Annotated in this window: 12 protein-coding genes; 1 reads left to right on the top strand and 11 read right to left on the bottom strand. The window is 67.2% G+C overall.

All coding sequences use genetic code 11. The features are described from left to right. Positions 1 to 495 (bottom strand): phosphopantothenate/pantothenate synthetase family protein (locus ACFQEU_RS06305; RefSeq protein WP_379780370.1); only part of this gene is annotated, 495 nt, incomplete at its 3' end. A gap of 117 nt (positions 496 to 612) precedes the next feature. Between ACFQEU_RS06305 and ACFQEU_RS06300 the strand changes: the two genes are divergently transcribed. Beyond that, positions 613 to 849 carry a hypothetical protein gene (locus ACFQEU_RS06300; protein ID WP_379780368.1) on the top strand — a complete coding sequence of 79 codons (237 nt, stop codon included), beginning with the start codon at positions 613 to 615 and terminating at the stop codon, positions 847 to 849. A 27-nt stretch (positions 850 to 876) separates the two neighbouring features. Here the strand turns inward: ACFQEU_RS06300 and ACFQEU_RS06295 are convergent, their stop codons facing one another. The 10 genes from ACFQEU_RS06295 to ACFQEU_RS06250 all read right to left on the bottom strand — a co-directional run. After that, positions 877 to 2,577, bottom strand: a complete 1,701-nt coding sequence (locus ACFQEU_RS06295) for an acyl-CoA mutase large subunit family protein (protein ID WP_379780366.1) — start codon at positions 2,575 to 2,577, stop codon at positions 877 to 879. Between the two features lie 92 nt (positions 2,578 to 2,669). Then, positions 2,670 to 5,030, bottom strand: coding sequence for an amino acid permease (locus ACFQEU_RS06290; RefSeq protein ID WP_379780364.1), 2,361 nt, complete (start codon positions 5,028 to 5,030; stop codon positions 2,670 to 2,672). Beyond that, positions 5,027 to 5,464 carry a universal stress protein gene (locus tag ACFQEU_RS06285; protein ID WP_379780362.1) on the bottom strand — a complete coding sequence of 146 codons (438 nt, stop codon included), beginning with the start codon at positions 5,462 to 5,464 and terminating at the stop codon, positions 5,027 to 5,029. The genes ACFQEU_RS06290 and ACFQEU_RS06285 overlap by 4 nt, the downstream gene beginning before the upstream one ends. Positions 5,465 to 5,629: 165 nt before the next feature. Then, complete coding sequence (locus ACFQEU_RS06280) at positions 5,630 to 7,135, bottom strand: TrkH family potassium uptake protein (protein WP_379780360.1); 1,506 nt, start codon at positions 7,133 to 7,135, stop codon at positions 5,630 to 5,632. A 1-nt stretch (position 7,136) separates the two neighbouring features. Next, entirely contained in the window at positions 7,137 to 8,474 is a 1,338-nt protein-coding gene (trkA, locus tag ACFQEU_RS06275; RefSeq protein WP_379780358.1) for a Trk system potassium transporter TrkA, read from the bottom strand. A gap of 140 nt (positions 8,475 to 8,614) precedes the next feature. Then, positions 8,615 to 9,562: a mechanosensitive ion channel family protein gene (locus ACFQEU_RS06270; protein ID WP_379780356.1), complete on the bottom strand. Its 948-nt coding sequence runs from the start codon at positions 9,560 to 9,562 to the stop codon at positions 8,615 to 8,617. After that, the gene (locus ACFQEU_RS06265) at positions 9,562 to 9,807 is read right to left on the bottom strand and encodes a YhbY family RNA-binding protein (RefSeq protein WP_379780354.1); all 246 of its coding nucleotides are present in this window, start codon (positions 9,805 to 9,807) and stop codon (positions 9,562 to 9,564) included. The genes ACFQEU_RS06270 and ACFQEU_RS06265 overlap by 1 nt, the downstream gene beginning before the upstream one ends. 108 nt (positions 9,808 to 9,915) lie before the next feature. Continuing rightward, on the bottom strand, positions 9,916 to 10,422 hold the full coding sequence (locus ACFQEU_RS06260; RefSeq protein WP_379780352.1) for a DUF5797 family protein: 507 nt from the start codon (positions 10,420 to 10,422) through the stop codon (positions 9,916 to 9,918). An 86-nt stretch (positions 10,423 to 10,508) separates the two neighbouring features. Further along, on the bottom strand, positions 10,509 to 11,129 hold the full coding sequence (locus ACFQEU_RS06255; protein ID WP_379780350.1) for a hypothetical protein: 621 nt from the start codon (positions 11,127 to 11,129) through the stop codon (positions 10,509 to 10,511). Between the two features lie 66 nt (positions 11,130 to 11,195). After that, positions 11,196 to 12,153 (bottom strand): amidase family protein (locus ACFQEU_RS06250; protein ID WP_379780348.1); only part of this gene is annotated, 958 nt, incomplete at its 5' end.

Here is a 12,153-nt window from a genome sequence, read left to right as displayed (position 1 = left end):
GGCCGCGCCGATCCCGTCGGCGTCGACCGTGCCGCGGGCGTGCTCCAATCCGGGGATCTCGCCGTCGCCGGCCAACCCCTTCACCTCCGTCGCACCGTGCTCGCGGAGGTGGTCAGCGATCGCGACCATCCGCTCTGCGGTCCGGTTGAACAGGTTCACCTCGAGGTCGGCGTCGACCGCGTCGGCCAGCGCGACGGTCTCCTCGGGGACGAGCGCCGCGACGTTCCCGTTCACGGAGATCACGGCGTGGTCGGCGAGCAGGAGCTGGGCTGCCGCAGCTCGTTCGGCGGCGTCCGCGCTCGGCAGCGTCCGCTCGCCGAGGAGGTAGTCGAACGCCTCGCCGCGGCCCTGTGCGATCAGTCCTTGGCGGGAGGTGATCCCCGCGTCGACGCCCGCCTCGATCCGGTGTCGCGTGACGAGCGAGGCGTACCGCGGGTGGTCCTCCGGGATCTCCGTCCCCGGGTCCGGTTCGAGGTCCGTTTCCGTCTCCGTCATACTCGAAACACGAAACGCGGCGAGTAAAGTGCCGCGTTGTTCGGCGGCCGAGTAGGGGCGGGGGAGAGTGATAAGCGACCAATAACTAAGTCACGGGAGCCCGTAGTTCGGGCCGTGATGAATCGGACTGGCAAGTACACCGTCGTGAAGCCGTGTAACGACCACGGGGCGGTCACTCTGCGGGACCACCCGCGAAACGGGACGTTCCACGTCGTCGAGTACGGCGACACCGACGCCGAGGAAGCCTTGGCCGAGGCGGAGACGGGTTCGGTCGTCCGGCTCGAGCTCGAACGCACCGGTCGCCGCGGCAACGCGTGGCGTGCGGCCGCCGCGGAATCGATCGAAAGCCTGTAACGGTCGGTGTGGTCCGGGAACCCCCTTTTACGCGACGCCGATCCGCTCGCGATACGTCCCGTACTCCGTCTCGAACACCTCCATGATCTCGCCCATCGTGGCGTACGCCTTCACCGCGTCGACGATGGCGGGCATCACGTTCTCGTCGGCCGCGACCGCCTCGCGGATCCCGTCCAACGCGGCCGCGACCGCCTCGTCGTCCCGGTCGGTTTTCACGGCGTCGAGCCGTTCGAGCTGGCGGTCGCGGGTCGTCTCGTCGATGTGGAGGAGGTCGGGTTCGGTGTCCTCCGCGACCTCGTAGGCGTTGACGCCGACGACCGTCTCCTCGCCGGCGTCGACCCGCTCCTGATACTCGTAGGCCGACTCCTGTATCTCCCGGTGGAAGTACCCTTGCTCGATCCCGTGGAGGACGCCGTCACGGACCGAGCCGTCGCCCATCTCCCGGATCTCCTCGATGTACGCCATCGCGTCCGCCTCGATCTCGTCGGTGAGCGCCTCGACGGCGAACGAGCCGCCGAGCGGGTCGGCGATGTCGGCCGCGCCGGACTCCTCAGCGATGATCTGCTGGGTTCGGAGCGCGACGCGTACGGCCTGCTCGGAGGGGAGCGCCAACGCCTCGTCGAAGGAGTTGGTGTGGAGGCTCTGGGTCCCGCCGAACACCCCGGCGAGCGCCTGTATCGTGACCCGGACGACGTTGTTCAAGGGTTGCTGGGCGGTCAGCGACTGGCCCGCGGTCTGGGTGTGGAACTTCAGCCGTTTGGAGGCGTCCGCCTCCGCGCCGTACCACTCGTCCATCACCGTCGCGTAGATCCGGCGAGCGGCGCGGAATTTCGCGACCTCCTCGAGGATCGAGTTGTGCGAGTTGAAGAAAAACGAGAGCTGTGGCGCGAACTCGTCGACCGCGAGCCCGCGGTCCAGACACGCCTCGACGTACGCGAACCCGTCCGCGAGCGTGAAGGCGAGCTCCTGAGTCGCCGTCGACCCGGCCTCCCGGATGTGGTACCCCGAGATCGAGATCGGGTTGAACTTCGGCGTCTCCTCGACCGCGAACTCGATCGTATCGGTCACCAGATCGAGGGAGGGCTCCGGGGGGACGACCCACTCCTTCTGGGCGATGAACTCCTTGAGCATGTCGTTCTGGAGGGTCCCTCTCACCTCCTCGCGAGGGACGCCCTGCTGGTCGGCGAGGGCGATATACATCGCGTAGATCACCGGCGCGCTCGGGTTGATAGTGAAGGATGTCGACACCTCGCCGACGTCGATACCGTCGAACAGCACCTCCATGTCCCGAAGCGTGTCGACGGCGACCCCCTCCTTGCCGACCTCGCCGATCGACATCGGATCGTCGGAGTCGAGCCCCATCAGCGACGGCATGTCGAAGGCGGTCGAGAGCCCGGTTTGGCCCTCGTCGATCAGGTAGTGGAAGCGTTCGTTGGTCTCCTCGGCGGTGCCGAACCCGGCGAACTGCCGCATCGTCCACGTCCGACCGCGGTACATCGTCGGATAGACGCCGCGGGTGTACGGCTCCTCGCCCGGGAAGCCGAGGTCGTCCTCGTAGTCGAGGTCGGCGATGTCCGCGGGCGTGTACAGCCGGTCGACCTCGCGGTTCGAGACGGTGGCGAACCGCTCGCTGCGCTCACCGAATCGGTCGAGGACGGGGTCGAGCGTCTCCGCCTCCCACTCGGCGTGCGCGTTGCGTATCTCGGAGAGCTCCTCGTCGTCGTACATACGTCTCGGTATCCGCCCCGGATCAATAAAGATTGTTTATGAACGTTTCGTTCGGCGTGAGGATTGCGCCACGCGAGCGATGCCCCCGACGATCACTCGTCGTTCGTCCCGTCCGTGACCGGTGGCGTCGTCGGCTCCCGTGTCACGCCGGTCTCTGCCTCCGGGGCGCCGGTCTCCTCCGCCCGTGCGTTCGCTCGGCCATCACCGCCGAATAGCCGCTCGAAGAGCCCGCGCTCGGAGCGCTTCTCCGCGAGCAGCACGGAGCACTCGACGTCATCGAGCACCTGCAACACGAGCGATCCGCGGACCAGTCGCGAGAGCAGTCCCTTCTCGGTGGCACCGATGATGAGCATCGTCGCGTCCCGCGCGGCCCGGTCGATCGAGGCCTCGACGTCTCCGCTCTCGATCCGCAGCGTCGCGTCCGCGAGGCCGTGTTCGGCGGCCCACTCCGTGAGGAACGCCTTGCCTGCCACTTCGTCGTCTGCGACGTGTAGGAGGGTGACCTCGCCGTCGAACTCGACCTGGAGCATTCGAGCGACCGCGGCGGACAGATCGGAGGAAGGACCGCCGGCGGTAGGCACGAGGATCCGCGAGGGGTCGAATCCGCGGTCGCGGAACACGAGAAAGTCCGAGGGTAACGAGTGTGCGAGCTCGTCGACCGCCGTCTCCGCGCGCCCCGGCGCGCCGTGCGAGTTCTCGCCCCAACCCATCACGGTGAGGTCTGCGCCGTACGTCCGCGCCGCGTCGAACACCTCCTCGAACACGCGGTGTGAGAGGACGACGTGGGTCTCCACGTCGACGCCGAACGTCTCGGCGTCGTCGCGGCCCTTGTCGAGGAGGTCGTGTGCCGCCTCGTGCGCGCCGCGATCGCGAGCAGCTTCGAGCGAGGTCTGGTCCGGCACGTTCGCGATGTTGACGGCGACGACGGTGCCGTCGCGCTGTTTGGCGATCGCCGACGCGAGGGTGATCAGGTGCTCCTCGGTCGCCGGGTTCGCGAGCGGTACCATCACGCGGTAGTCGTCGCCGCTCGGCTGGACCGACGTCACCGCCGAGACGGCGGCCTTGGGCAGCTCGTCGGAGCGGTCGAGCACCCACGACCCCAACACGCCGCGCGACTCCACCTTATCGCGAGCGTACACGAGGTACCAGAGCACCGCGAAGACGACGAGACCGAGCGAGATCAGGATGATCGTCGGGTCGATGTACACGATCAACGCGAACGAGGAGATCGCACCGATAATCGGAACGAACGGGTAAAAGGGGACTTCGAAGTCGGGGTCGTACCCCTCGACGCCCGACTCGCGCATCACGATGAGCGCGATGTTGAGCAGCCCGTACACCACGAGGTGGAGCACCGACCCCATCGTCGCGAGGGGCTCGACGCCGCCGATAACGAGGAACACGAGGATGAGCGCGCCGGTGAGCGCGATCGACTTATAGGGAGTCCCGAAGCGGTCGTGGATCTCGTTGAGCGACGGGGTGACGATCTTCTCGCGGCCCATCGCGAAGTTGATCCGGGACGACGAGAGGATCGAGGCGTTCGCCGACGAGGCGGTCGCGAGCAGTCCTCCGATGAGCAGCATCGCGGCGCCGACCGCGCCGAGCGAGTAGCCGAACACGGAGTAGTTGCCGAACAGGAGTCTGGCGGCGTCGACGACCGCGGTGTCGTTGTTCGCGACGAGTTCGTTCGGCACCGCCGCGAGCAGAACGACGAGGAAGAGCGCGTACACCGCGGTGACGATGACGACCGATCCGAGCACCGCGAGCGGGAGGTTCCGTCCGGGGTTCTTGATCTCCTCGGCGACCGAGGTGATCTGGACGAACCCGAGATACGAGACGAAGATGATCCCCGTCACCGGGAGCACTTGACTCATAGTTCCCGGCGGCGCGAACGGTCGCAGCGACTGCATCTCCGCGTTCAACAGTCCGACGACGGTGAACACGGCGAGGATACCCATGAGCGACACGACGATGACGATCTGGAGGCCGCCGGTCTCTTTCGCGCCGAAGTAGTTGACCGCGATAAAGAGGAGCGCGCCCGCGAGGCCGATCACCTGCGCGGCTTCCAGCGTCACCGGTCCGAGTCCGATGGGGCCGAGCCCGAGGAGCGCGTTGACGTACTCGCCGAAGCCGTACATGTAAAAGGCGGAGGCGAACGCGAGCCCGAGCCAGTTCGCCCAGCCTGCAATTGAGCCGAACATGGGCCCGAGCGCCCGGTTGACGTAGAAGTACGCGCCGCCGGACTTGGGCATCGCGGTGCCGAGTTCGGAGGCCGACAGCGCCGTGAACAGCGCGATGATTCCGCCGAGAACGAACGTCGCCGCCGCGAGGGGACCGGCGCGAGCGACCGCGGTGCCGGGCAGCACGAAGATCCCGGCACCGATCATCGTCCCGATTCCGATCGTGAGCGCCGCGAGCGGACCGAGGTCCTTCGCGAGTTCCTCGTCGCTCATTCGGCCGATCCCTCGCGCGGGAGCGCGATGACCGGAACCGTCGCGTTCGTCGCGAGCTTCACGGAGACGTCACCGGAGAGGAACTGCATGAGTCGATTCCCGCCCCGCGAGCGGTAGACGACCGCGCTCGCGCCGACCTCGTCGACCGCGTCGGCGATCGTCGCGGCGACGTCTCGTCCGTACGCCGTGTGCTCGCGGGCGTCCGGGAACACCGCCCGGACGGCGGCGTACGACTCCGCCGCCAGCTCTTCGGACTGTTCAACCGGCGTCTTGTCGGGGACGCCACCGCCCTTCTCGACGACGTGTAGTGCGGTCACCCGTTCGGGGTCGTACGGTTCGAGCACCCCCGCCGTCGCCGCGGCGTCTTCCTCGTTGGCAACTGGAAGAAGCACGTGACTGAGGAGGTCCAGTCGGTCGTCGTCGGTACGTGTCATGCGCGATGATCTATATTCGCGGGTTAAGAACCTGACTGGTGTCGGTTAGGCGGTGTAGAGGCGCTCATAGCGGCTATCCGTATTATAAAACGACTGGGGCGTCCAAAAAGGGCACCGCCCGGCCACATCGACTCGCCCGCTCCCGTTATCGACCATCGGCACGACTCACGAGGTCCAGAACGCCTTGGTGAACAGCACGAGCACGGGGATGATCTCGATCCGGCCGATCCACATCAGAACGATCATCACGCCGCGGGTGCTCATCGGGAAGGAGGCGTACGTCCCGTACGGCCCCGCGTCACCGAACGCCGGGCCGATGTTGAGGAACGTCGACGCGGCCGCGCCCATCGCCTCGAACTCGGAGACGGCCACCCCGGCGCGGGCGGCGTCGGCCGCGATGACCGTCGCGAGTACGACGAACAGCGCGATGCTCAACAGGACGAACACGTAGATATCGCGGATGGTTTCCTCGTCGACCGGTTCGCCGGAGACGCGGACGGGACGGACGGCGTCCGGATGGACGCTCGTGAACAGGTCCCGGCGGAACGACTTCAACAGCACGAGCCACCGCAGCGACTTCACCGAACAGGTTGTCGATCCGACCATCCCGCCCATGAACATCGCGACGAAGAGGAGGTACTTCGCGGCGGGCGCCCACGCGTCGAAGTCGGTGCTGGCGTACCCCGTCGTCGTAACGATCGAGGTCACGTTGAACACGGCGTGACGGATCACCGCTTCCCCCCCGCTTTCCACCGCCCCCGAGAGCCACAACACGAGCGCGACGAGGGCCGCAAACACCGTTATTCCACCCAGATAGAAGTGGAACTCCTCGTTCCGGAGCAGCCGTCCCGGCTCGCCGTTGATGAAGAAGTACAACAGCACGAAGCTCGTCGACCCAGCGATCATGAACGGGACGATCGCCCACTGGATCACGGGGTGGAACGCCCCGGCGCTCAGCGGCTCCGGCGAGAAACCCGCGGTCGCGACGGAGGTAAACGCGTGTGCGACCGCGTTGTACAGGTCCATTCGCGGGTCGACGGCGAAACCCAACAGGAGGAACACCACGACGGCGAGCGCGGTTATGCCCACGTACAACCCCCAGATGAGTCGGGCGGTTTCGGAGATCCGCGAGGTGAGCTTGTTGACGTCGCGGCTCTGTGATTCCGACTCCATCAGTTGGGCCCCACCGACGCCGAGCTCGGAGAGAACGGCGGTCGCCAGGATGAGGATCCCGAGCCCGCCGAGCCACTGGATCAGCTGCCGCCACATCAGTATCGACTGCGAGTGGATCGAGAAATCCGTTAACACGGTCGCCCCGGTCGTCGTCAGCCCGCTCATCGATTCGAACAGCGCGTTCACCGGGTGTGCGATCGTCCCGACGCCCGCGACGACGAACGGAACCGCGCCGACGGCGGCGACCAACAGCCATATCAACGCGACCGCGAGGAACGCCTCTCGAGGACCGAGCTCCTCGTCGGGGTCCTTGAGGTACCGGAACCCGCCGCCGAGCGCGAGCGAGACGGCAATCGCGGCGAGGAACGGGAGGACCGCCTCGCCGTAGTACACGGCGAGCACGAGCGGAAACGCGAGCGGAACGGTCAGATACACGAGCACGTCGCTCGTGAGCCCGACGCTCGCCCGCCAACCGACGCGGATCCTCGTGTCGAACATCTCAGGCGAGCGCCGCGATATCGCTCGCGAACTCGGAGTCCACGAGGAGGATCACGTGGTCTCCCGGCTGGAGCACGGTGTCCCCTCGCGGGGTGACGAGCGAGTGGTTCCTCGTGATCGCGCCGATGACGAACGTCGCGTCGATCTCTTCGACCAGCTCTGAGATCGGGCGGCCGACGAGCTTACATCCCTCCGTGAGTTGGAGTTCGAGGACCTCGGCCCGGTCGTTCTCCAGTACGGCGATGTTCTCCGCGACGCTGTCGAACGTGAATCGAGTGATCTCCTCGGCAGTGACGGTCCGTGGGTTGATCGCGATGTCGATACCGATCTCCTCGAACACCGTCACGTAGTCCGCGCTGTCGACGACGGCGATGACGCGATCGACGCCGAGCCGCTTCGCGAGCACCGAAACCAGTAGGTTCCCCTCGTCGGACGCGAGGGTGCTCACGACGATATCGGCCTCGTCGACGTGCTCGCGCGCGAGGAACTCCGTGTCCGTCGCGTCGTGTTCCATCACCATCGTTTCCGGAAGGTTCTCCGCGAGCCACCGGGCGCGCTCCCCGTCCTGTTCTATCAGGCGGGGTTCGAAGTCGCGTTCCTCCAGCAGTCGGGCGGTCTGATAGCCGATCTCGCTTCCGCCGACGATCACGATCTCGTCGGCACGACCCGGCGTCGTGTCGGGTGCGACGTCGGTCGCGAACGCCTGAACGCTCTCCGGACTCCCGATCACGACGGCGCGGTCGCCGGCCTCGATACCGGTGTCCCCATGGGGAATTATCATCTCGCCGTCGCGGAACACCCCGACGAAGGTGAGGGATTCGAACCGGTCAGCCTCGCGGACGGTCTGTCCGGCGACCGGGCTCTCGGATGCGATCTCGAACTCCGCCATCTGGACGAGCCCGCTGGCGAACGGGTCGACGTCGACCGCTGCCGGCAGCCCGATGACGCGGACGATGTTCTCCGCGGTCAACAGGTCCGTACACACCATGAAGTCGACGCCGAACGCTCCCTTGCTTCCCTCCCACGTGCGGAGGTACTCCGTGCGTTTCACCCGCGCGATGGTGAACGGGTCGCCGAGCGTCTTCGCGGTCCCACAGACGACGAGGTTCGTTCGGTCGTCGTCGGTACAGGCGATCACCATGTCGGCCTCGCCCACGTTCGCGGCCGCCTGAATGCTCGCCGTCGTGCCGTCGCCGGAGACGGTGAGCACGTCGATCTCGTATTTGAGCTGCTCGGCACGATCGGGGTCGACGTCGATGATGACGACTTCGTGGTCGGGCGCGAGGCTCGCAGCGATGCTCGTGCCGACCTCACCGGCGCCGACGACGACCACGTGCATGGCCGCACCGACTCGCCGGATCCACTAGTGGGTTACTATCCGGTCCGTTTCCGATCGAACCTCACGGATGGGGAGTGCAGGGGCGCGTCGCCGTCGGACGGAATGCTACCGTCTGCGTGTGACTCGCCGTCGAACGCCGACTACGGCTCGCCGCCGAACGCCGCCGGCTCTTCCCACGCGTTCCGCCCCGAGACCGTCCGCTGCGGGAACGGGATCGTGATGTCCTCCTCATCGAACCGCTCCTTGACGGCTTTGACGTAGTCGGCGCGCGCCTTCACGAAGTCCGACCGCGACGGCTGGTCGATCCAGATCCGCGACTGCAGCCCGACGTGTGAGTCCGCGAGCTCCGTCAGCCGCACCGACGGTGCGGGGTCGTCGAGGATCGCATCGCTCTGTTCGGCTTCTTCGACGATGATCTCCGTCGCCCGGTCGATGTCGTCCTCGTAGTCGATGCCGAAGACGAACTTCAGCCGGAGCGTCTTCTTCGCGACCGGGTTCTTCACCACGCCGCTCGTGAGCGCGTGGTTCGGCACGGTGAGCAGTTCGTTGTCGAACGTCCGAACCCGGGTCACCCGGAAGGAGATGTCCTCGACGATCCCCGAGTTGTCGTCCCACTCGATCCAGTCGCCGATGCGGAACGGCTTGTCCGTGTAGATGAACACGCCCGCAACGAAGTTCCGGATCACGTCTTGTAACGCGAACCCGACCGCGAGCGTCGCCGCCGCGGCGATCGTCGCCAGCGACCGCAGGAAGTCCTCGTAGCCGGCCGCGCCGAAGGCGATCGTCAGCCCGACGAACAACACGAGGAACGTCGCGATCTTGTTCAGGGGCCGCCGCGCGTGCTCGTCGAGCCCCTGCTTGTCGAGCAGCCGCTCGACCAGCGGGTTGAACACTGACTTGTTGAGCACGTACGCCGCGACCATGACGACGAGGAAGATCGCCGCGGAGATCACGAGCCCGGTTAGCGGGCCGAGAAACGATTCGAGGAGGTTCACGACCGGCGTGACGCCGACCACACCGGCGGAGTCGAACAGCCCGTCACCCACCACGCCGTCCCCGACGACCGCGACCGTGTCCGCCCCGGGCATCAGTGGAAGACTGCCGTGTTGCCGCGCGTCTCGACGAGGTCGGCACCCACCGCCTCCGCCAGCTCATCGGCGAGCTCGTCCGTGGAGCTCCCGCCCCGGGCCGCGCGAAGGAACTTCGCTTTCACCAGTTTCCGGTCGTCGAGCTGGTCGGCCAGCTCGTCGACGACCGCTTCGATACCGCTTTTGCCGACCCAGACGGTCACGTCTAGGTCGTGTGCCTCCTTGCGGAGCTGCTGGTCGCTCATACCCTGTCGAGTCGCTCGTCCGTGTTGAACCTTGAGGTTCGTCGGAGCGGCGCGTGGCGCGTTTCGTCGGAGCCACGCGTGGCGCGTGTCCGACTCCCGTCGCCCGTGCTAGTCGCTCACTTCGACGGTAACCGCGTCCCGCTCGACCGCCAGCCGGAACGTCGGCACGGTCCGGTACTCCACCTCGACCACGTTCTTGCGTTCGAGGCTCCGCAGTGCGCGGCGGACCTCGCCGACGTCCGGGTCGATATCGAACGTCTCCCGGAGATCGTTCAGGACGCTGACGACCGACTGGGAGCGCTCGTCGGGGCCGGCGACCACCTCGAACACGCGGGCTTCGAGCTGCGGGACGCGGATCGTGTCGGGCGCGCCACCCTTCGCGACCGCGTCGGCCTCGATCCCTGGCTCGACGTCGACGAGGTCGTTCGCCTCCGCGGTCGCCCGGATCAGGCTGTCGTCGTCGCGGTAGTAGTACTCCTTCAGGTGGTCCTCCAGGTATCGGTGGACCGCGCTACCGCCGTCGACGCCCCACGCCTCCTCCAGCTCGGAGTTCTTCGTCGGCTGGAGACGTACCACGTCGGCGAGCCGATCCAGCTCCTCGTCGGTCAACGACATACACGTGGGTTTTCCCCCCGAGGTATTGACGTTCCGGATCGGACCGGCGGTCGTGACGGCCCGCGCCGACGCCGGCGTTCGTCGCGTTACTCCGCACCGGTCGCCTGGTCGGGGTAGGCCTCGTCAGTCCCCCGCTTGGAGTCGGCGTCGTCGGTCGCCTGTGCCGGGTCGGCGTCGTCTGCCGACTCCGCGCCGGCAACGCGGTCGGCAATGAGCTCGGACATGGGGTCGATGGTGACGGCCAGGCGGACGACGAGGAACACGAGCGGGACGAGCGAGACGACGAGGAACGCGGCGTCGTACGCCCACACGACTTCGTCGAGGAGGGGGGTAACCACGCCGGCGAGCCCGGCGTGTGCGACCAACACCGCGACGAGGATCACGAGCCAGTGGACGACGCTGCCGACGCCCTCGGCGACCCGGCTCACCTCTTCGGCCCCGTCCGGGCGGTGGATGCTCACGCGTGTCAGGGCCGCGAGTCGCGGTGCGGCATAGGCGAGAAGCACCACGACGGCGAGCGTGAAGGTCGCCGTCACGACCGCGGCGAACGTCACCGGGGTGAGCGGTACCAGCCGGTCCATCCCCGGGAGCATCGTGAACAGGGACAACACCCCGACGAGTGCGAGCGCCGCGATGGCGACCCGACTCACGGAGCGAACCGTGTTGCGATCGAATCGCGTCGATGCGGTGGATCCGTTTCGGCTCATGGGCGTCCGGTCGAACGGAGAGAAACGAAATAAACGACCGAGACCGTTGCCCCGTTTTCGACCGAGTTAACGCGGGTTTTCGACCGCACTCGCGGCGCGGATCACGGTCTCCTCGTCGAACTTCGGCCCGACCAGCTGGAGCCCGACCGGGAGGCCGTCGGCCTCGCCCGCTGGCACGGATATCGCCGGGAGGTTCGCGAGGTTGACCGGCGTCGTGTTCGCGTCCGCGAGGTACATCCGGAGCGGGTCGTCGAGGCTCTCGCCGAGCTCGAAGGGGAGCACCGGCATCGTCGGTGAGGCGATCACGTCGACGTCGGCGAAGGCGTCCTCGAAGTCCTCCCGGACCCACGCGCGAGCGTCCTGCGCCTTGGCGTAGTACTCGTCGTGGTACCCCGCCGAGAGCGCGTACGTTCCCAGCAGGATCCGCCGTTTCACCTCCGAGCCGAACGCCTCCCGGGTATCCGCGAACGCCTCGTTCCAGTTCCCGTCCGACTCTGCGCGATGGCCGTACCGGACGCCGTCGAACCGCGCGAGGTTCGAGGACGCCTCGGCCATCGCGATCACGTAGTACGCTTGGACCGCGTGTTCGACCGACGGCAACGATATCTCCGTCGTCTCCGCGCCCTGTGCCTCCAGATCCGCGATCGCGGCCTCGACCGTCTCAACCACGCGCTCGTCCGCGCCGTCGAACAGCTCCGTGGGGACGCCGACGGTCAGTCCGTCGACGTCGCCGTCGGCGGCCGCGACGTAGTCGGTGCCGGCGTCGACTCCGTCGACTGCGGCGGGATCACGCGTGGTGCCGTCGTTGGGGTCCGGGCCGGCGATGACCTCCAGTGCCGCGGCCGCTTCCTCGACGGTCCCCGCGATCGGTCCGATCTGTTCGAGAGAGTTCGCGTACGCGATCAGTCCGTAGCGCGAGACGAGCCCGTACGTCGGCTTGATCCCGACGACGCCGCAGAACGCGGCGGGACACCGAACGGAGCCGCCGGTGTCCGAGCCGAGCGCGACGTCGGCCTCGCCCGCC

The organism is Halorubrum tibetense (assembly GCF_042661865.1).
Lineage (GTDB): Archaea > Halobacteriota > Halobacteria > Halobacteriales > Haloferacaceae > Halorubrum > Halorubrum tibetense.
Note: the sequence above shows the minus strand (reverse complement) of the source record. Positions and strands in the feature narration are given on the sequence as shown.